Below are 21,238 nucleotides of genomic sequence, written 5' to 3'. Positions count from 1 at the left end.
GGATGGCGAGGAGTCAGGACGACGATCCGGGCAGCGACCAGGCATCTGCGCTCGCCGATGGCCATCTCCACGAACTGCGGGGACAGCGCATCGGCGTGACCGCCTCCCGGCGTGGCGGCGACCTGTGCTCGGCCCTGGAGCGGCACGGGGCTCAGGTCCTGCATGCACCCGCGCTGTCCGTGGTGCCGGCCGAGCACGACATCCCGGTCATCAACGCGACCAAGGCCCTGCTCGAGCGCAGGCCGGATGCCCTGCTCGTGTCCACCGGCTACGGCCTGCGGCGCTGGCTGGAGACGGCCGATGCGACGGGACTCGGCGGCCACCTGCGCGAAGTGATCGCGGGACTGGAGATGGTGGTGCGCGGGTCGAAGGCGGCCGGGCAGGTGGCGGCGCTGGACCTCGAACCGGAATCGATGACGGTGGTGACCCGCGTCGACGAGGGCGTGGACCTGATCATCGACGGCACGGCTCGCCGGGTCGCCGTCCAGCTCTCCGGCGTCCATGACGACGCGGCGGTCCAGCGCCTCTTCTTGGCCGGCCGCGATGTCCAGACGCTGGTGCCCTACCGCCTGCAGCACGCGGGACGGCCTGCCGTCCAGTCACTGGTCCAGGAGGCGTGCGCCCGTAGGCTGAACGCCATCGTCTTCATCGCCGCCCCGGCAGTGGACTCCGTCTTCGCGGTGGCTCGCGATGCGGGGCTCTACGACGAGCTCCTGCGGGCGTTCAAGGACGGCTCGGTGGTGCCGGCGGTCGTCGGCGAAGTATGCGCCAGGCCGCTGCAGGACGCCGGGGTCGAGCCCGTGATGCCCGACCGCCCCAGGATGGCCGAGATCGTACGGCTGCTGTGTGAACGGGCAGAGGACGAGCGTCTGCACGTCGAGACCCGGCACGGTCACCTGGAGCTGCGGGGATCACGTTTGACGGTCGAGGACGACGAGGTATGGCTCACCCCTCAGCAGGTCGCCGTGATGCGCGCCCTGGCCACGGCGAACGGCGCCGTGATCTCCCGTCCTGAGCTGATCAAGGCCGTGCCCGGACTCGAAGGGGCGCACGCACTGGAGATGACGGTCTCCAGGCTGAGGCGCAAGCTGCCGGCGCCCCTGGTCCGCACCGTGGTCAAGCGGGGCTACTGCCTGGACATCACCTCCTCCCATCGGTCGCGTGCGATGGACGTGCCGAACGATGGGGGGACGGATGCCGGCATCGGCGCCGGGAAGGGTCAGGTCGTCATGGAGGCGTCGCGCTGAGCCAGCAGCGCCTGGATCTCGGGGTGGCAGGTTCCGCACCCGGTGCAGGCGCGGGTGGCCGCCGTGATGGCCTCCGCCGTCCGGGCACCGCCGTCGATGGCCTCCTCGAGCACGCCTCGCGTGACCCCGGCGCAACGGCAGACCACGTCCGCGGGACCAGCGGCGGCCGGTTCGGGAGCGGCCCACTGCGAGTCCAGCGAGAGGAGCCAGGTGAGGTCGCCCCGGAGCGGCTCCCCGGCCTCGACCGCCGCGGTCAGCTGAGCCATCGCGCGGGGCCGTGCCAGTGCCACGGCGCGTCGTAGACGGCCGTCGTCCGCGAACTCCGCATGAAGGTCCTGGCAGAGCGCATCGTCGGTGAACCGGATCCGCCTGGCGGGATCGCCGGCGACGGGCAGACCGGAATCGAGGACTACCAGGTCGATGTCCTTGGCCTTGAGCCGCAACACGGACGGTTCGTGGGCCGGCATCGGCTCGACGGGGCCGGTCATGAGGCGGGGGTCGGCGAGGGCCCTCACCTCGGCTGCGATCCGGGCCGCGAGGTACTCGGCCTGCCGCCAGCCCGGCGCGATCATGCCCGCCGGTGCGCTCCGGAGTTCACCCGCCCTGCGCTGCAGGCAGGGCTCGCATCCCGGATCCCGGCACAGGACCTCGGCGCAGTCCCCGATCGCGAAGACCCGGCCCTCCACGTCCGCCTGGAGCTCGTGGTCCACCACGATCCCCTGGAGGACGCGCAGGCCGGCACCCTCGGCCAGACCGGCTCGCGCCTGGACCCCGCAGGACAGCACCAGCAGATCCCCCGGTATCGATCCCCCGTCGGCGAGCTCCAGCGCCGTGAAGCCGCCGCCAGGGTCGGTGGCCACTGCGACGGCACGGGCCGAACGGCACCGGACACCCGCCTGCCGTAGCCGCTCTGCCAGCAGCCGCGCCGTGCCCGGGGACAGCACCCGCCCGAGCGGATGATCGCCGGTGTGCACCAAAGTGGCCGTACCGGCCGTCTCGGCCGCGGCCAGGGCCGCTTCCACCCCCAGGACTCCTCCGCCCAGGACGACCGTGTGCCCGCGTTCGGCCACAACAGCTCGCATGTGCCGCGCGTCGTCGAGGTCCCGCAGGGCAGTCACTCCTGCCGGGAGAACGGCCCCATCCGGTGAGGGATCCAGTCCGCGCAGATTGGGCCGGACCGCCCGGGCGCCGGTCGCCAGCACCACCCGGTCCCAGGAGAGCCCGGAGATCCCGGCGGAGGCGTCGCTGCTGCTCTCGCTCGCCCCGTCGTTCTCCTGGTCGTTCTCCTGGGCGTTCTCCCCGGCGGCCTCCCCCGGGCCTGCGGCAGCCACGCGAACCGTGATCCGCCTGCGCGTGCGGTCCATCCTCAGCACCTCGGCGCCGAGGCGGACGTCGACGCCCGCGGCGCGCCACGTCTCCAGGTCGGCGACCGTCAGCGACTCGCGGGAGACCCGCCCCACGGCGTATTCGCCCACCAGGATGCGGTTGTAGGCCATGTGGGGTTCGGCCCCCAGGACGGTGACGCGAAGCAGGCCGCGTTCGACCAGGGGCAGGACATCGTCGACGAAACGGGCGGCCACAGGACCGCAGCCCACCACCACGACGTGCTCGCCGACGTCGAACGGGACCCGTGCCCGCACCCTGCGAGCGCGGAAGGCGACGGAGTCCTGCCCGTGAGCCGGCTCCAGCCCGGCCCCGGCCTCTCGCGGGTCTTGGCGCCTGCTTCCACCCGGCGGAAGACCGGCCGACGAGACGGTGGCGCCTGGTCCTGATACGTCCGTACGATCGGTCACGTGAGGCTCTCCTGAGGATCGTCGATGCGGGGCGCTCCGGCCGGTCCGGGGGCACCGGGCGGCGCAGGTGCTGCCCGTGCGACACGGACTCGCACGGCCTTGAACTCGGGCATGCCCGAGACCGGGTCCACCACGGTTGAGATGAGCCGGTTCACGGTCTGCTCACCGGCGAAGTGGAACGGGAGGAACACCGTGTGCGGTGCGATATCGGTGTCCACGGCCACAGCGGCAGCGGCCTTGCCGACCGCGGAGGCCAGGGCCAGGCGGTCACCGTCGCTCACGCCGAGGCGCGCGGCCACGGTGGGATGCAGGTGCGCCCGCGCCTCCGGAGCGGCGGCCTGCAGCGAGGGGACGCGCCTGGTCTGGGTGCCGGACTGATAGTGCTCGAGGAGCCGTCCCGTGGTGAGCATCAGTTCGATATCCGGCCCTCCGGCGTCGGGGGGTACCGGTGGTTCGGCGATCGAGCCGCGGTCGTGCGCGGGTCCGAGCTCCGCGCGTCGCGCTGCTGTTCGCGGTCTGACGGCCTTCATATGGGCCAGTCCGTCCGCGTGGCCGAACCTCTCCAGGAACATGCGCGGTGTCCCCTCCGGGGCGGCGGCGGTGACCGGCCACTGCCGAGCGCTGGACTCCGCGGGCCCTTCGAGCCCGTCCAGTCCGGCGTGGCTCAGTGCCGAGTAGTCGGCCTTGCCTCCCGCCGAGGCGCGGGTGAGTTCCTCGAAGACCTCCGCGGCGTTCGTCGAGAACGTGCCCGGAGCGTCGAGACGGCGGGCGAGCTCCGCCATGATCCACAGCTCGTCGCGCGCCTGTCCCGGTGGCTCCTGGATCTTCCGGCGGCGAAGCACCCGGCCCTCCAGGTTGGTCATCGTCCCCTCCTCCTCGGCCCATTGCGGGACGGGGAGGATCAGGTCGGCATGCAGGGCGGTCTCGGACATGAAGAAGTCGGAGACGACCAGGAACTGCAGGCGGTCCAGTCCCCGGGCCACCTCCGCCGCGTCCGGAGCCGAGACCACCACGTTGGAGCCGTTGACCCACAGCGCCTGCAAGCCTCCTGGCACGCCGAGCGTGGTCAGCAGCTCGGCGGCCGGAATGCCGGGGCCCGGGATGATCTCAGGGTCCACGCCCCAGACGCGGGCCACGTGCTCGCGGGCGGCGGGGTCGGTGATCAGGCGGTAGCCCGGAAGCTGGTCCGCCTTCTGCCCGTGCTCACGGGCGCCCTGGCCGTTGCCCTGTCCTGTCAGGGTGCCCCAGCCCGAGTTCTCCCGGCCGGGCAGGCCCAGCAGCAGGGCCAGGTTGATCGCCGCCATCACGGTGTCCACGCCGTCCACATGCTGTTCCGCTCCGCGGCCGGTCAGGACATACGTCCCTTCGCGTCGCCGGCTCAGCAGGCGGGCTGCGGTGACGACGTCGGTCGCGGCCACTCCCGTGACGGCCTCCACACGTTCGGGCCACCAGGCCGCTACCGCCGCCCGGACCGCGGCCGTACCGGACGTGCGCTCGGCCAGATAGCCCTCGTCGGCAGCGCCATCGCTCAGGATCACATGCGTGATGCCGAGCAGCAGGCTCAGGTCGGTGCCCGGGCGCGGGGCGAGATGGATCCCGCCGCCGTCGTCGGTCAGGGCCGCGGTCGCCGATCGTCGCGGATCGACCACGATCAGCCCGCCTGCGGCCCGGGCGGAGGCGAGGTGCTGCACGAACGGCGGCATGGTCTGGACGGGGTTCGAACCGCACAGGAGCACGGTGTGCGCCGCGTCGAGGTCCTGGAGGGGGAACGGCATGCCCCGGTCCGTGCCCAGTACCGCGTTGGCGGCCCCGGCCGCCGAGGACATGCAGAACCGGCCGTTGTAGTCGATCCGGGAGGTCCGCAGAGCGATGCGGGCGAACTTCCCCAGCTGGTAGGCCCGTTCCGTCGTCAGCGAGGCGCCGCCGAAGATCCCGGCCGAGTCCTCGCCCTCCCGGTGCTGGATCGCGCGGAAGCGGGAGGCCATGAGATCCAGGGCATCGTCCCAGGCCACGGGTTCGAAGAGAGGCTCGCCGTCCGCGTCGACGCCCACCCTGCGCAGCGGATGCGTCAGCCGGTCCCGCGCGTCCAGCAGCTCGGCGGCGGTCCAGCCCTTGCGGCACAGCCCGCCGCGGTTGGTCGGGAAATCGCGGGGTGACAGCTCGATTCCCCTGCCGGTGCGTGAGCGTGATGGCGCACTGCAGGGCGCAATACGGACAGTGCGTGTCGACGGCCTCGGCCGTCGCGGAGACCCCCTCAGACATGTTCCGCGGCCATCGCGGTGCCGCGACGCAGGTAGAACGCCCAGGTGAGCACCAGGGCCACCATGTAGAAGCCCACGAAACCGAAGAACGCGATCTCGTAGCCACCCGTCGCCGACTTCGATGCGGAGAGCACCTGGGGGATGGCGAAGCCCCCGTAGGCTCCCACGGCGGAGATGAGACCGAGGGCCGCGGAGGCCCGCCGTGCGGTGGAGACTCCCCCGGCGGTGTCCTCACCCCTCGCCTCGCGCAGAGCGCCGCGGATGCGGTAGATGGACGGGATCATCCGGTAGGTCGAGCCGTTGCCCACACCCGAGCAGATGAACAGCGCCAGGAACAGCACCAGGAACAGCCAGAAGTTCTGCAACGGCAGGGTGAGCACGACCACCAGGGCGAACAGCGCCATGCCCGCGAACGCGTACACGGTCATCTGCGCACCGCCGAAGCGGTCCGCGAGCTTGCCGCCGTACGGGCGGGCCAGCGAGCCGATGATCGGGCCCATGAACGCCAGGGACAACGACGCCGCGCCCACGGAGAAGGTCGAGAACTCGGGGAAGGTGTCCGCGATCAGCTTGGGGAATACCCCCGCGTAGCCGATGAACGACCCGAAGGTCCCGATGTAGAGGAAGGACATGACCCAGAAATGCGGCTCCTTGACCGCGGCCAGCGAACCGGCCACGTCGCCTCTGGCGTCGGAGATGTTGTGCATGAACCTCCAGGCGCCCCAGGCCGCCACGATGATGAAGGGGACCCAGAACCAGCCGGCCAGGGGCAGGTTCAAGGCCGCCGCACCACCGATCGTGATCACCAGGGGGACCACGAGCTGGGCGATCCCGGCCCCCAGGTTGCCCCCGGCCGCGTTGAGTCCCAGGGCGTAGCCCTTCTCACGGGCGGGATAGAAGTAGGTGATGTTCGCCATCGAGGAGGCGAAGTTGCCTCCTCCGAAACCGGCCGTGGCCGCCACGAGCAGCATGAGCCAGAAGGGGGTCGCCGGGTTGGCCACCGCCAGTGCCAGGCCGATCGAGGGGATCAGCAGCAGCAATGCGGAGATGATGGTCCAGTTGCGCCCGCCGAAGCGCCCCACCATGAAGGTGTACGGGACCCGCAGCGTGGCGCCCACGAGCGACGGCATGGAGATCAGCCAGAAGAGCTGGGAGTCGGTGAACTCGAAACCCGCCCGCGGGAGGAAGACCACGGTGATCGCCCACAGCTGCCACACGGCGAATCCCAGGAACTCGGCGAAGATCGACCATCTCAGGTTGGACCGTGCGATCGCCTGTCCCTGGGCCTCCCACTGCTGCCGGTCCTCGGGATCGTAGCCGTCCAGCCATCGGCCAGGGCGCTCACGCAGGGCGAGCTTGGGAAGAGCCTGAGGGGCCCCGGCGTTCTGTACGCCGGAGTGCTGGAGTTCGGTGCTCACAGAAGCCTCCAAGTATCGAGAAGGCACCCGCGAGGAGTCTTGGGATGCCGTTATTCCCGACCCTAGGAACTCCCTGTTGCCGTGCATGTCGCAGGGCCGTCACTGGGGGGTGACGCTTTGCTCACGTACCCCGGCGCAGGTGGTGAGGGACGCAGGTGGTGAGGCAACAACGGACCCTCAGTGCTACGGGAGCAGGGCCTTGCCCTCTTCCCACCGTTTGAGCACGACGTCCACCAGCTCGGGCGGGACCTCGGTGCCATCCACCAGCAGTGGCTCGGTGACCCTGCCCCCCGCCCGGGCAGACGTGGCGGGCAGTCCCTCGGCTGCCGTCTGCGCGGCCCGGACGGCATCGGCGTGGAACACCCCGGGAGCCACGTGGAAGGAGACCGTGGTGACATCCCGGGCCCCGTCTCTCCATGCGCCGGCGACGGCATCATGGGCGCTGGGCTCCACGGCCGAGACGAAACCGGTGCGGACGTCACGGCCCGTGAGCTCGGCCAGGTCGGCTGCCTGCCGGCGGACGTCCTGAACCGCACGATCGTCGGACGATCCCGCCGCCACCAGCACGATGGCGGGCGCTGCCGTCTCCGCGGAAGAGGCCACGAGGGCTTCATGCAGTGCCGGGGCGGCCTCAGGGCGCCTCACCGCGGTGGTACGGGCCTCTGCGTGGGCGATCCGCCGGGCCATGAGCTCGGACAGGCTCCGATCCGGCCCCAGTGCCCCGGTCACCACGTGATGCGACCGCCCCGCCACGGCCCGGGCCAGGTCCTGGTGCACGTGGAACCCGGCTGACAAGAGCAGGGGCACGATCACCACGGGACGATCCGCGAACTCCTCGCACCGGTCGACGACGTCCGGCTCCTGGACGTCGACCCAGGTCAGAATGACGTCTATGCCGGGCAGCGCCTGCGCGACGGAGGCTGTGATCTCCTCCGTCGCGATCTGCGCGGACCGAGACGTGGATCCATGGGCGCAGAGCAGCAGGACCGGATCCTGCGGGGCGCTCACGAACCCAGCTCGATCAGCACGCGGCCGTCGTCGATCGAGACCCTGTGCACGGGCAAGGAGAGCTCCGCGCCGGTACGGCATTCGCCGGTTCGCAGGTCGTAGACCTCTTTGTACAGCGGGGAGGCCAGGGTGGGCACGCCGTCCACGGTCTCCCCCACGAGGCCCCGGGCCATCACGAGGGCCCCCGAACGGGGGTCGGCGTGGTCGCAGGCGTAGACGGTGTCGTCCTGCATCCTGAACACGGCGACCTGATGCTCGCCGATCAGCGCGACCTCGCCCCAGTCCGGCTCGAGGTCGCTCACAGCGCACACATCTTCAAAACCCCGGGTGCTCGCCGGAGCCGGCTCAGTGCTCATGGTGGTGGTTCCGTTCTGTGTGGGGTCTTCCGGACCGTGTCCTGCGTTCTTCGTACATCCGCACCCAAGCATCCTGCGGCAACCGCATGACCTCGGCGTTACGGAGATGCTTCTATGTCAGCAAAGGTCGAGCGGACTGCCCAAACCGTTGCCGGTGATTTCCGCTCGCGAATGCACGTGAATGCACGTGAATGCCAGGACACGTTAGGAAGCGTCACACTCATGCCACACACGCCAGCTCCCGGAACCGGACGCGAGATCCTGGTGATCGGGGGTGGACCGGCCGCTCACCGCCTCGTGCAGAAGCTCATCCAGAGGGGGCTCGGGGAGGACCGGGTCACCGTCCTGGCCGAAGAGCCGTGGTCCCCGTACGACCGCGTGGCCCTCGAGACCCTCTTCAACGATCCGTACCGCGACCTCTCCCTGGGCGGACCCGAGTTCTGGGAGCACCCCCAGGTCACCCTGCACACCGACATGAGGGCCTCGGATCTGGACGTCAAGAAGCAGGTGGTGCACACCCGCAAAGGCCTCGACTTCCCCTACCACGAGCTGGTCCTGGCCACGGGCTCCTCGGCCGCCACGCTGAACATCCCCGGTGCTCACCGGGTCCACGTCTTCCGCACCGTCGAGGACGTCCGGGGCATCGTCGAGGAGGTCGCGGAGCTGCGGCGGAGACTCGGGCGGACGCCTCGCGGCGTCGTCGTGGGCGGCGGGCTCCTGGGACTCGAAGCCGCCGCCGGCCTGAAGGACCTGGGGGCCGAGGCCACGATCCTGGACGTCGCCGAGTTCCTGCTGTGCACGCAGATGGACCGCGACGGCGGCCTGGCCGTGAACTCCCTGATGCGCGAGCAGGGCCTGGACGTGCGCTGCCAGCGGTTCATCGCCGGCGTGGAGCTCGACGACGAGGAGAACGTCGTCGGCGTCATCGCCAAGGACGGGCCCGGCGACGATGCCGCCGTGGAGCGCATCCCGGCGGACATGGTGGTCCTGGGCATCGGGATCAAGGCCCGTTCGGGCCTCGCCCGCCGCTCGGGATTCCACCTGGGCGCCCGGGGCGGCGTGGTCGTGGACGAGGCCTGCAAGACCTCCGTGGCCCATGTCTGGGCCATCGGCGAGGTCGCGGACATCCTGGGGCAGACCTGGGGCCTGGTGGGCCCGGCGAACATCATGGCCGAGGTGGTCGCGGACCGGCTGTTCGGCGGCGACGCCCGGGTGACGAGCTTCGACACGTCCACCAGACTGAAGTTCTCCGGGGTGGACGTGGCCTCCTTCGGCGACGTCTACGCCAGGACACCGGGATGCATCGAGGTCAACTACACGGACCCGGTCGCCGGGATCTATCAGAAGATCGTGGTGGGCGAGGACCAGGAGACCCTGCTGGGCGGGGTGTTCGTGGGCAACGCCGAGCCCTATGACGCACTGCGGCCGCTCCAGGGCCGTCCCCTGCCCGCGGAACCGGCGCGATACCTGTCCGCGGCGGGCGGCGATGCGCCGGAGACCGAGCTGCCCGACGACGCCATCCTGTGCTCCTGCAACAACGTGTCCTTCGGGACGGTGCGCGAGGCGGTCAGGGACGGCAGCCAGTCCGTCCCCGAGCTCAAGGCCTGCACCAATGCCGGGACCCAGTGCGGGTCGTGCGTTCCCATGCTGCAGAAGACCATGGAGAAGACCATGCTCTCCCTCGGCCTCACGGTCTCCAAGGCGCTGTGCGAGCACTTCGAGATGTCCCGGCAGGATCTCTACGCCGCGGTGCGGGCCAGCGGCATCCGCACCTTCCCGGAGGCCCTGGAGCGATTCGGCCGCGGGCGCGACGGCTGCTTGATCTGCAAGCCGGTCATGGCCTCGATCCTCTCCTCTCAGCCCAGGGCCTATGTCCTGGACGAAGGGCGCGGCTCCCTCCAGGACACCAACGACCGCAATCTGGGCAACATGCAGAAGGACGGCACGTACTCCGTGGTCCCGCGCATCCCGGGAGGCGAGGTCACCCCGGAGAAGCTGGCGGTGATCGCCTCGGTGGCCGAGGACTACGGCCTGTACACCAAGATCACGGGAGCCCAGCGCATCGGACTGTACGGAGCCCGGCTGGAGGAACTGCCCGAGATCTGGAAGCGCTTCGTGGACGCGGGCTTCGAGTCCGGGCAGGCCTACGGCAAGGCCCTGCGCAACGTGAAGTCCTGCATCGGCTCCGCCTGGTGCCGCTTCGGCGTGCAGGACTCCGTGGCCATGGGCATCAAGCTGGAGAACCGGTACCGCGGCCTGCGCTCCCCGCACAAGTTCAAGATCGGCTCCTCCGGTTGCGCCCGCGACTGCGCCGAGGCCCAGGGGAAGGACATCGGCGTGATGGCCACCCCCGACGGCTGGACCCTCTACCTGGGCGGCAACGGCGGGGCCAATCCCGCCCACGGCCGGGTGATCGCCCAGGACATCGACGAGGACGCCCTGGTCAGCTACATCGACCGCTACCTCATGTACTACATCCGCACCGCGGACAAACTGCAGCGCACCGCCCGGTGGCTGGAGGACCTGGACGAGGAGTACGGCGACGCCATGGCCCACCTGAAATCCGTGCTGATCGACGACTCGCTGGGGATCTGCGAGGACCTGGACCAGGACATGCAGCGCCAGGTCGAGGGCTACGAGGACGAATGGGCGGCGACCCTGAAGTCCCCGGAGCGCCTGCGGCGCTTCCGCCCGTTCGTCAACGAGCCGCAGGCCCGGGACGACTCCTCGCGTCAGTACGTCCTCGAACGCGACCAGATCCGCCCGGCCACCCGCGAGGAGATCGAGGCCGCCGAGGCGGGCGACGGGCCCGTGCTCATCTCCGGGGCTCGGATTCCCGTGGGCGGAACCGTATAGATCCGCGCCGCGCCTGCGATGCCGCGTCCTCGCTGCAGGGCGCGGCGCCGTCGGCGTCACGGTGTAAACAACGCAAGAATCCTCTCCCCGGAACCGTTCGAGGAATCTCGGCGGACGGGGCGCTCCCTCTAGGCTTGAGCCCATGTTCTTGGACACCGACCTCGATCAGGTACCCATCCTCCTCCTCGGTGCGGAGGCCGGGTCCCGCCCTGCCAGGCGCCTGAGCGCGGCCGGGGCCGTCGTGGAGTGCCACCTGGATCCGGACGGGGCCGTCCGGGCCGCGGAGGGGACGTTCGCCCGGCCCGGCCAGGTCGTCGTGGTGGGCGATCGCACCCCATGGGAACCGGTTCTGAAGGCGCTGCGCGACCGGTTCGGCGGCATCCCCGTGGCCACGGTCGGCGAGGAGAGGACCGGTGTCACGCTCGTCGGCGGCGGACCGGGAGCCGACGACCTGCTGACCGCCCGCGGCCTGGCCGCCGTGGCCGACGCGGACGTGATCCTCCTCGACCGGCTGGCGCCCCAGGGGGTGGTGGAGGCCCAAGCCCCCCACGCGGAGATCGTGCGCGTGGGGAAATGGCCCGGCCACCACCCGGTGCCGCAGGAGCAGATCCAGTCGATCCTGCTCAACTCGGCCAGGCAGGGCAACCACGTGGTGCGGCTCAAGGGCGGGGACCCCTACGTGTTCGGCCGCGGAGGCGAGGAGGCCGCCGACTGCGAGTCCTGGGGCGTGCCGGTGGACGTGATCCCCGGGATCACCTCAGCGGTCGCCGTCCCCGGCGCCGCGGGGATCCCGGTGACCTTCCGCGACGTCGCCCGGACCTTCACGGTCGCCTCGGGTCACATCCCCTTCTCCGACGACGAGCTGCGCGGCTTCTGCGGCCTGCTGGAGACCGGCGCCACCTTGGTGGTGCTCATGGGCGTGGCCACGCTGCCGCAGCTCGTAGCGGGTCTGGCCAGGCACGGCGCCAGCAGCACCACGCCGGTGGCACTCGTCGAGAAGGGCTTCGGCCCCGAGCAGAAGGTCTACACCTCGACCCTGGACTCGGCGGTCGTCGATCTGGCGGCAGCGGGGTCTCCCGCCGTCACGGTCATCGGGCCGGTCGCCGCGCTGGCGTCGGAGGACCGCGAGCGGGTCCTCGGCGAGCTGACCCCGCATCGGGCCATCGCCCGGCAGTACCCGGCCCCTGACAGCAGTCCGATCAGCACCCCTCCGGAGGACGCCTTGACCCAGACCACGCCAGAACGAGACCCGGGGACCCCGGCCCGGTCAGCGGGAAGGACTGGGGCCCTGCCTGGCCCCCTGTCCGGACGTACGGTCGCGGTGACCGCGCACCGGCGCGCCGACGACCAGATCGGAGCCCTCGAGCGCAAGGGCGCCGCCACCATCGCAGCACCCTCCCTCAAGCTGGTCCCCGTGGGCGAGGATTCCGCGGTCGTCACGGAGACCCGCGAGATGCTCGCCGCCCATCCCGACCTCGTCGTGGTGACCACCGGCTACGGCTTCAAACGCTGGTGGGAGGTGGTCCAGGCCTCCGGTCAGGCCGACGGCGTGCATGCCATGCTGGCCGCCGCCGACATCTGGGTCCGCGGACCCAAAGGGCGCGCCGCCGTCCGCGGGCTGGAGCTGCACGACGTCGGGATCTCGCCCGACGAGACCATCGGCCCCCTGGTCGACGAGATTCTGGAGTCCTACGACCACGACCTGAGCGGGGCGGTGATCGGGTGGCAGGAGAACGGTTACCACGATCGCGAGCAGCGCCAGCGTCTCGTCGACGCCGGGGCCTCGGTGCACACGGTGGTCCCCCACCGCTGGGCTGACGCGGACGACGCGGGCGCCGTTCCCCGGATGATCCGGCAGGTCTGCCGCCGGGAGATCGACGCCGTCACGTTCACCTCGGCGGCGGGTTCGGACGCGGTGCTGTCCACGGCCTCGGAGCTCGGGCTGGAGAAGGAGTTCGTGGCTGCTTTCGGCCCGCCGCCGGAGGGCCAGGAGGCGCGGACGGTCGTGGCCGGCACCGTGGGGCCGGTGACCGCAGCCCCCTTGCAACGGGCGGGTATCCCCGCGCTCGTCCCGGAGCGATTTCGTATGGGCGCTATGATCAACCAGCTCGCCGAGGTTCTGGGGCCACGCCCCTGACCTGCGCCGTCGTCGGATTCCCCCGGGGTGCGTCCACCCCCGGGTTCTCACGCATCGGCGCGTCGGCCGGCGCTGCGCTGCTGGGCTGATCCCGCGGAGCGGCGCCGGTGCTCGTCATCGGCAGGCCAGGTGGGCCGGACGTACGGCTTCTGCCCCAGGAAGGCCCAGCTGATCCACCGGATGCGCCCGAAGGTCACCTCGAACAGGATGGGCAGCGCCAGCCCCGCCACCAGGGCCACCACGAAGACCACGGCATCCGACTCGATCCCCAGCACCCGCATCACGGCCATCCGGGCGGGGGCCGCACCGAAGATGTGCAGCAGGTAGATCGCGAAGGAGAAATAGCCCAGCCAGGCCAGGGGCCGCCACGCGATCGCCTCCCGGAAGGCGAAGAGCGAGGAGATCCCGGCGACCCCCAGTGCCACGCCCAGCGCCATGTCGAGGCGGGACGGAAGCTCTACGGGCGTGAACACCTCCACCGCACGGGCCGCCAGCAGGCCCCCGGCGACGGCGAGCAGCGTCCACCGCCCGGTCGGCATGGAGTCGGGCGAGACATCATCCGGCCTGGAGGCCGAGCAGCAGAAGTAGCCCAGCAGGAAGAAGGGCAGCAGCTGGAAGAACCCGCTCACGGAGAAGATGTCCCACGCCTCCGGGATCCTGACCACGACGGAGAGCAGCGCGGTCGCCCCGATCGCCAGCAAGAGGACACGACGGTCGCGCAACCATCCGAAGGCGTCCGCACAACCGACGACAAGAAAGATCAGAAAGATCGCCTGCAGGAACCACAGGTGGCCGAGACCGAAGACGTACATCCGCCATGCCTCACCGACCTGGAGGTCGCTGTTGGTGCCCGGCGCGAGGGAATGGAACAGCACGAAGACCGTGCCCACCGTCACCAGGGGAACGAGCAGCCGCCTGGTCTTGCCCCAGACGAACTGCCTGCCCCGACCAGGATCTCTGAGCGGCCGCAGACCGTAGACGAACCCCGAGAGGGCGGCGAACAGGGGCATCCTGAGGTCCGCGAGCATCTCGTAGAAATACCGCCACCCCGAGTCATCCGCCACCTGCATGCCGATGGTCGCGTGACCGCCGATGACGTTTCCGGCGACCATGAGGATGATGGCCACTCCACGAAGGCTGTCGATGGAGAGATCGCGCCCCCGCCCCTTCCGCGGGCGCGCTGCAGTGTATTGCTGAACCATGCAAAAAGTGTTTCACGCTCCACAACCGCCAAATGGTGGACGAGACGGCATCACGCGACCGGTGCCGGATCGAGCCCTTCCGCGAGCTCTGCCACCGCGCGGGCCCCGCACAGCTCCGTGGCGGGCAGCGCGGCGGTCGCGCTCCCGGCGGCGACGCCGGTACGGAACGCCTCGCGCAGTTCGCCTCCGCGCGCCAGCGACAGCAGGAAGCCGCCCAGGAAGCTGTCGCCCGCGCCGACCGTGCTCCGGACCTCCACCCGGGGCGTAGGCAGCCGCAGGGTCTGCTCCGCGGTCACGACGATCGCCCCCGCGCCGCCGAGGGTGAGCGCGACGACCTCGCAGCGCCCGGCGTCCACGAGCTCCGTGGCGGCGTCCACCAGGGCGGCGTCGTCGTCAAGGGATGCGCCGGTCAGTTCGCCGAGCTCCCGCTTGCTGGGCTTGATGAGGTAGACGCCCTCGTCGAGCGCGGCTCGCAGCGACTCCCCGGAGGTGTCGACGACGCAGCGGGTGTCGTGCTCGCGTGCGAGACGCGCGATCCTGGCGTAGAAGTCGACGGGCACTCCCGGGGGGAGGCTGCCACTGGGCACCACGAAGCCGTGGTCCGGCATGTCCTCGGCGATCGCGGCCAGCATGTCGCGCCATTCCGGCTCCGTGAGGCTCGGGCCCTGCAGCACGAAGCGGAACTGCTCTCTCGAGCCCGTCTCGTCCACCGTGAAGCTCTCCCGGGTGCTCTCGCCGATGCGGACCACCCGCCCGGCGACGCCCTCCCGTTCCAGCAACTCGCGGTAGGCAGCACCCGTGGGCCCTCCCGCCGTATAGACCGCGAGCGATCGGCCGCCCAGGTTGCGCACCACCCGTGACACGTTGACCCCGCCACCGCCCGGATCGAGCCGCGTGGACCCGCAGCGCATCTTGTGCTCCGCCACGACACGGTCCACCGAGGTGGATACGTCGAGCGCGGGGTTCGGGGTGACGGTCAGGATGGGCGCGTGATGGGTCGCCATGGCCCCAGTCTAGATAGTCCTGCCAGAGGCCGGGCCGGACTGACAGTTCGTCGCCATCAACGATTACACTGACACGAGAACCTTCAGCGATCGGCTCCTGACGCCGTGCGGGCGTCGCCCCGCCTCCGATCGCGCCGCACCACAAGGAAGAGGCACCATGGCTACCGACGAACAGGGACGCAAGATCCGCCGCTACTCCGGCGAAGGCGACCTCATCCCCAGCTTCATCCTGTGGGTCCTGCCGGTGGCCGCCATCCTGGTCAGCTTCTGGCTCTTCACCCTTCCGGACACCTGGTGGTTCGGCGTGGGGATCCTCGTCTACGGAGCCGCGCTGCTGATCCCCACCCTGATCTTCACCCGCAAAACCGCATCCCATTCGACCGGCGGCCGGGAACTGACCCTCGACGTCCCCGCCTCCATCGAGTCGGCGCCGAACCAGGAGGAAGCGCGCGCCTGATCGTCGCTCACCTCCATCTCACCTCGAACGCCTGAGTTCACCTCGAACGCCTGAGGCGCTGGCCGCCGCAGCGCCGCCAGGCCGGAATGCAAGAGGCCCCGCACCGGAATTGGTGCGGGGCTTCTTACCGTGGCGTGGCGACCGTTTCGCCATCCGCCTTAGACGGTGCCCGCGAGCCTAAAGCTCCCCCAAGAGCCACTCGCGAACCGCGCGACACTGCAGAATCTTCAGCGCACCCGCACCCCCGGAGTCCCCAATACTCTCCGGCGGCGTGGATCCGGTGCTGACTGAAGCAGTCGCGCTCTCCCTGTTCCAAGACAAAAAGATAGAGCGCCAATGATGAAAAATCACCCTGCAAAGGATCCTCAGAGGCCACTGTCCCCATAAATACCCTTCGGCCTGTCCCCGGCCCCGTCATATTTGGTTGATACGTCCACATAACGGCTGGCACCTCTGCGCGCCCTCCATGTCATGTGATGTAACACAGCTGCTGGACCGTTCCCGTCCTCCATTGCGCCGCGGCGCGAGGTCGCCCCGCCGCGCCGCGGCCCGTAGCGGGAGGTCAGCTCACCGGAACCGCTGCGGGCTCCTGGATCACCGCCGTGATGACCTCATCGGCCCAGGTCAGGATGGCTCCGTCCACCAGATCCTTCCCTCCGATCCGTGCGGTCTTGGGCTTGGGGACCAGGGCCACGTGGTGGCCGGAGTTGGGTACCGGCAGGTACTTGGCGCCCGGGTACATGCGCTTGAGCCGCATCTGCCGCGACTCCGGGAGGGTGACGGGGCTGAAGCGGATGTTCGGCCCCTGCACGGCCACGTCCACCAGCCCGGCGGCCCTGGCCTTGATCCGCAGGCGGGCGACGTCCAGCAGCAGCCGTGCGGGTTCGGGCAGCTCGCCGTAACGGTCCTGCAGCTCGTCGGCCACCTCCTGGATCCCGGCCTCATCCGCGGCGTTGGCCAGCGTGCGGTAGGCGTCCAGACGCAGCCTCTCCCCCGGCACATAGTCGTGGGGCAGGTGCGCGTTGACGGGCAGCTCGATCTTCATCTCCGCGGGCGCCTCCTCCGCGTCCCCGCGGAACTCGGCCACGGCCTCGCCCACCAGGCGCAGGTACATATCGAACCCGACACCTGCGATATGCCCCGACTGCTCGCCGCCCAGCAGGTTGCCGGCGCCGCGGATCTCCAGATCCTTCTGGGCCAGCTGCAGGCCGGCGCCGAGCTCGTTGTGCGCCGCCACGGCCTTGAGCCGTTCCAGGGCCGTTTCCGTGAGGGGCTTCTCGACGTCGTAGAGGAAGTAGGCGTAGGCGCGCTCGCGGCCGCGTCCCACGCGGCCGCGCAGCTGGTGGAGCTGGGACAGCCCGTACTTGTCCGCCCCGTCCACGATCAGGGTGTTGGCGTTGGCGATATCCAGGCCGGTCTCCACGATCGTCGTGGAGACCAGGACATCGAACCGCTTCTCGTAGAAGTCCACGATGATCTGCTCGAGCTCGTTCTCGCTCATCTGCCCGTGGGCCACGGCGATCCGCGCCTCCGGGACCAGTTCGCGCAGCTCCGCGGCCCGGCGCTGGATGGAGGACACGCGATTGTGCACGAAGAACACCTGCCCCTCGCGCATCAGCTCGCGCCGTACGGCAGCGGTGACCTGCTTGTTGGTATAGGCACCCACATAGGTCAGCACGGGATGCCTCTCCTCCGGCGGGGTCGCCAGGGTCGAGGTCTCCCGGATGCCGGTGAGCGACATCTCGAGGGTTCGCGGGATGGGGGTCGCGGACATGGCCAGCACGTCCACGTTGGTGCGCATGGCCTTGAGCTTCTCCTTGTGCTCGACGCCGAAACGCTGCTCCTCGTCGATGATCACCAGCCCCAGGTCCTTAAACTTGACCTCCGAGCCGAGCAGGCGATGGGTGCCGATGACCACGTCGACGGTGCCGTCGGCCAGGCCCTTCAGGACCTCGCGGGACTCCTTGGGCGTCTGGAACCGCGACAGGGACGCCACCCGGATGGGGAAACCCGAATACCGTTCGCCGAAAGTCTCCGTGTGCTGCTGACCCAGCAGCGTCGTGGGGACCAGCACCGCCACCTGCTTGCCGTCCTGCACGGCCTTGAAGGCCGCCCGCACGGCCACCTCGGTCTTGCCGTAGCCCACATCGCCGGAGATCAGCCGGTCCATGGGCACCTCGCGCTGCATGTCCGCCTTGACCTCGTCGATGGTGGTCATCTGGTCAGGGGTCTCGATGTAGGGGAAGGCGTCCTCCAGCTCCCGCTGCCAGGGGGTGTCCTGGCCGAAGGCATGGCCGCGGGTGGCCATACGCGCCGAGTAGAGGCGGATCAGCTCGCCCGCGATGTCCTTGACCGCGCGCTTGGCTGCCTTCTTCTTCTGGTTCCAGTCCGCCCCGCCCATCTTGGACAGCGCGGGGGTCTCCCCGCCCACATAGCTGGAGATCTGATCCAGCTGGTCGGTGGGCACGAACAGCCGGTCCTTGGGACCGTTGCGCTTGGACGCGGCGTATTCGAGCACCAGATACTCGCGCATGGGCCGCGGCTGCCCCGCCGTGGGCGTGGCGCCCGCGATGGGCCGGGCGATCAGCTCCACGAACTGCCCGATGCCGTGCTGCTCGTGCACCACGAAGTCCCCCGCCTTCAGCGCCAGCGGGTCCACCGCGTTGCGACGACGGCGCTGCGGCAACTGCCGCGAGTTCTTGGCCGCATAGGCCGACGACCTGCCCAGGAGATCCGGCTCCGTGAGGAACGCGATCTTGGTCCCGTCCAGGACGAACCCGGTACCGGCGGTCGCGCAGGTCAGTTCCACCAGCCCCGCCTGGGGGGCGTCCGTGAGGGAATCGTGCCGGGCGGCCGGCACGTCGGCGTCGTGCATGAGCTCCGCGAGCCGCTGCAACGGGCCCGGTCCTTCGGTCACCACGACCACGCGCCAGCCGTCGCCCACCGACTCCCGCAGGTGGTCGAGCACCGCCTCGACGTCGCCGCCGAATGACCTGGGTTCTCGTCCGGCAACCGTGAGGGTGTCGGCGTCGGAATCCAGAAGACGGATGACCTCGGCGTCGGTGTCCGCTGTGACGTCGGCCAGGGAGGAATCCACGGGAAGCGCGGTGGTGGCCCACCAGCTCAGGCGATAGTCCAGGGCGGTTTCCCGGGCCTGCTCCAGGGTCTGGAACGAACCGCTGTCCAGGGTGCGCCCCTGGTCCCCCACCCCGGCCATGTCCAGCGGCGCGACGTCGGTGTCGGCGGCGGACTCCCACGCCGCGGCCAGGAACTCCTCGTTGGTGGCCACCAGGTCGGCCGCGCGCGTGCGCACCTTCTCCGGCTCCATCACCACGATCAGGGAGTCCTGGGGGAGCAGCGAAGCGAACGGCACCATACGGTCGGCAAGCAGCGGGGCCAAGGACTCCATGCCCTCGGCGTAGATGCCGCCGGCGATCTTCTCCAGCAGGGCCTCGGCACCCGGGAGCCGACTCGTGAGCTTGGCCGCCCGCGACTGGACGTCGGGGGTGATCAGCAGCTCGCGGCACGGAGGTGCCACGATGCGCTGCGGATGGTCCACGCCTTGCAGCGTGCGCTGATCGGCCACTCCGAACCAGCGCAGCTCGTCGATCTCGTCGCCGAAGAACTCCACGCGCACCGGATGGTCGGCCGTCGGGGGGAACACGTCCACGATCCCGCCGCGCACGGCGAACTCGCCGCGCCGGGTCACCATGTCGGTACGTCCGTAGGCCGCGGCCACCAGTGATTCGACCACCTCGTCGAAGGACCGCTCGGTGCCCTGTTCCAGGATCACAGGAGTGAGGTCTCCCAGCCCCTGGACGACGGGCTGCAGCAGTGAGCGGACGGGAGCGACGACGACGTCCAGCGGTTCCTGTCCCGGGTGGGTCAGCCGGCGCATGACCTCCAGACGGCGGCCCACGGTATCCGACCGGGGCGAGAGCCGTTCGTGCGGCAGCGTCTCCCAGGCGGGGAAGTCCGTGATCTGCGCCTCCGGTGCCCACGCAGGCAGTTGCGCAACGATGTCCTCGGTCTCCCGGCCCGTGGCAGTGACGATGAGCAGGACGGGACGGGCGCCGTCGGGCGCCGAGTCTCTGGAGGCGGGCGCCGTCCGCATCCCTTCGAGCAGCTGCCCGAAGAGAGCGGGCCGCAGGCCGTCGGTGACGCTGATGATCGTCTCGGCCGACCGCTCCGCCGGCGGCAGCGCAGCCTGCGCTCGGACATTGTCGACTGAGCGCTCTTGGGTCAGCACTGAGGCCAGACCGGTCAAGGACATGGTGAAACGAACTCCTGCGCGAGGGGTGGTGAGGTGCTCGCCCAGGCTACTCCCCCGCGCAGACACCTACTATCGGTGGGCCGCCCATGCACGACGTGTGAGTCCTGCGTACGGGCTCTGCCTGCCGGATACGGACCCTGCCCGGCGGAACAGCACAGTTCCCGATTGGCTGGCCAAGCAGTGAAGACCGGATGAGCCGATAGCTGAGGGAGCTGAACACCGGGCTCTGAACTCTGGAAATTTCCTTTTGTGAATTGTCTTCGGGGGCTTGTTCTGGGTTGTTTTCGGGCTTGTGTTGTCCGACCCTCGTGGGAGGCTGGGAGCATGAACGGGGCAGGTCAGAAGGGGTTCGGGCCCTTCGAAGACGCTGAAGGGAACGGGGTCCATCGCGGTCTGGGGCAGGGCCCCGCCAACACCCCCGCCGGTGACACTGCCGGTGCTGGCAGAGGCAACGACGATGCCGGTGGCCACGACGAACCCCTGACCGGCGTTCCCGGCGCTGCTAAGACCAGTGGCACTGATGCGGCCCAGGAGCCCCTGGAGCTTTCCTTCCTCGACGGTGCCACCGCTCAGCATCTGGTGGCCGGTATTCAGGCGGCGGCCCGGATAGAGGCCGCCGCCCGAGGACGCCTCCTACGCTTGACCGCAGACCTGTACGAGGCGGCGTTAGCACGCCGGGGTGAGACCCTGCCCGAGCGCCTAGCTGCCGCTGGGCCGTGGGCAGCGGCGGCTCTGGCCCAGGGGTCGGCGGATGTGGTGGTTGGTGATGTGGCCGCGGAGATCGCGGTGGCCTTGATGCTCCCGGCCGGTACCGCCCAGGCGACGGTGGCTGAGGCGTTGATTTTCGCCACGGATCTGCCCCGCGCCCTGGCCGCTTTGGAGGCCGGTGAGATCACCTGGGCCCAGGCACGGGTGATCCTCACTCACTGGCGGGCCATCATCGAAGACACCCCCACCCCCAGAGCCTTGGCCCGGATGAACGAGAACGACCGCCAGGCAGCCCTGGCGGTGGCCCGTCGCCTGGAAGAACAGGCCACCACCCTCGTGGCGGAGCTGTTGGTCCGGGCCCCGCAAGTAACGGCCACTCAGTTGGGTGACTACGCCCGCCGCCGCCGCGCTGCCCTGGGTGCGGCGGGCCACCGGCGGGCTTGTGCCGCGGCCAGGCGCCGCCGCGACGTCTGGGTGATACCGGAGGATGACGGCCTGGCCACCCTGTGTGCTCTGTT

Annotated in this window: 12 protein-coding genes and 1 pseudogene; 5 read left to right on the top strand and 8 right to left on the bottom strand. The window is 70.1% G+C overall.

Annotated features, from left to right (window positions below; genetic code table 11):
• The first annotated feature begins 2 nt into the window (after positions 1–2).
• Positions 3–1,247 carry a uroporphyrinogen-III synthase gene (locus tag FCK90_RS10055; RefSeq protein WP_158034179.1) on the top strand — a complete coding sequence of 415 codons (1,245 nt, stop codon included), beginning with the start codon at positions 3–5 and terminating at the stop codon, positions 1,245–1,247.
• Here the strand turns inward: FCK90_RS10055 and FCK90_RS10050 are convergent.
• The 5 genes and pseudogenes from FCK90_RS10050 to nirD form a co-directional block, all read right to left on the bottom strand.
• A complete protein-coding gene (locus tag FCK90_RS10050) occupies positions 1,220–3,040 on the bottom strand; it encodes an FAD-dependent oxidoreductase (protein WP_158034178.1) in 1,821 nt (606 codons plus the stop codon). The two genes, FCK90_RS10055 and FCK90_RS10050, sit on opposite strands and share 28 nt — an antisense overlap.
• Positions 3,037–5,302, bottom strand: a pseudogene (locus FCK90_RS10045) (molybdopterin oxidoreductase family protein). The gene FCK90_RS10050 and the pseudogene FCK90_RS10045 overlap by 4 nt, the downstream one beginning before the upstream one ends.
• Positions 5,295–6,806 carry an MFS transporter gene (locus tag FCK90_RS10040; protein WP_158034177.1) on the bottom strand — a complete coding sequence of 504 codons (1,512 nt, stop codon included), beginning with the start codon at positions 6,804–6,806 and terminating at the stop codon, positions 5,295–5,297. The pseudogene FCK90_RS10045 and the gene FCK90_RS10040 overlap by 8 nt, the downstream one beginning before the upstream one ends.
• Positions 6,807–6,902: 96 nt before the next feature.
• The gene (locus FCK90_RS10035) at positions 6,903–7,727 is read right to left on the bottom strand and encodes a sirohydrochlorin chelatase (protein ID WP_246180145.1); all 825 of its coding nucleotides are present in this window, start codon (positions 7,725–7,727) and stop codon (positions 6,903–6,905) included.
• On the bottom strand, positions 7,724–8,083 hold the full coding sequence (gene nirD / locus FCK90_RS10030) for a nitrite reductase small subunit NirD (RefSeq protein WP_158034175.1): 360 nt from the start codon (positions 8,081–8,083) through the stop codon (positions 7,724–7,726). Before nirD ends, FCK90_RS10035 begins: the two co-directional genes overlap by 4 nt.
• A 222-nt stretch (positions 8,084–8,305) precedes the next feature.
• Here nirD and nirB point away from each other — a divergent pair, with 222 nt between their 5' ends.
• Together nirB and cobA are read left to right on the top strand one after the other, a co-directional pair.
• The gene (nirB, locus tag FCK90_RS10025) at positions 8,306–10,939 is read left to right on the top strand and encodes a nitrite reductase large subunit NirB (RefSeq protein WP_158034174.1); all 2,634 of its coding nucleotides are present in this window, start codon (positions 8,306–8,308) and stop codon (positions 10,937–10,939) included.
• Positions 10,940–11,081: 142 nt separating this feature from the next.
• Positions 11,082–13,076 carry a uroporphyrinogen-III C-methyltransferase gene (gene cobA / locus FCK90_RS15950; RefSeq protein WP_158034173.1) on the top strand — a complete coding sequence of 665 codons (1,995 nt, stop codon included), beginning with the start codon at positions 11,082–11,084 and terminating at the stop codon, positions 13,074–13,076.
• A 47-nt stretch (positions 13,077–13,123) separates the two neighbouring features.
• Here cobA and FCK90_RS10015 read toward each other — a convergent pair whose 3' ends face one another.
• Positions 13,124–14,278: an acyltransferase family protein gene (locus FCK90_RS10015; protein WP_158034172.1), complete on the bottom strand. Its 1,155-nt coding sequence runs from the start codon at positions 14,276–14,278 to the stop codon at positions 13,124–13,126.
• 50 nt (positions 14,279–14,328) lie between these two features.
• A complete protein-coding gene (locus tag FCK90_RS10010; protein ID WP_158034171.1) occupies positions 14,329–15,282 on the bottom strand; it encodes a 1-phosphofructokinase family hexose kinase in 954 nt (317 codons plus the stop codon).
• A 157-nt stretch (positions 15,283–15,439) separates the two neighbouring features.
• Between FCK90_RS10010 and FCK90_RS10005 the strand changes: the two genes are divergently transcribed.
• Positions 15,440–15,739: a hypothetical protein gene (locus tag FCK90_RS10005; protein ID WP_158034170.1), complete on the top strand. Its 300-nt coding sequence runs from the start codon at positions 15,440–15,442 to the stop codon at positions 15,737–15,739.
• A 562-nt stretch (positions 15,740–16,301) separates the two neighbouring features.
• On the opposite strand, the gene mfd is transcribed toward FCK90_RS10005, so the two are convergent.
• The gene (mfd, locus tag FCK90_RS10000; protein WP_158034169.1) at positions 16,302–20,012 is read right to left on the bottom strand and encodes a transcription-repair coupling factor; all 3,711 of its coding nucleotides are present in this window, start codon (positions 20,010–20,012) and stop codon (positions 16,302–16,304) included.
• A gap of 324 nt (positions 20,013–20,336) precedes the next feature.
• Here mfd and FCK90_RS09995 point away from each other — a divergent pair.
• Positions 20,337–21,238, top strand: a 902-nt coding sequence (locus FCK90_RS09995; RefSeq protein ID WP_158034168.1) for a DUF222 domain-containing protein, incomplete at its 3' end; no start/stop codon positions are given.

This window comes from Kocuria coralli, from assembly GCF_008831305.1.
GTDB lineage: Bacteria > Actinomycetota > Actinomycetes > Actinomycetales > Micrococcaceae > Kocuria > Kocuria coralli.
The sequence above is the reverse complement of the archived record's forward strand: the minus strand, read 5'-3'. Positions and strand labels throughout refer to the sequence as shown.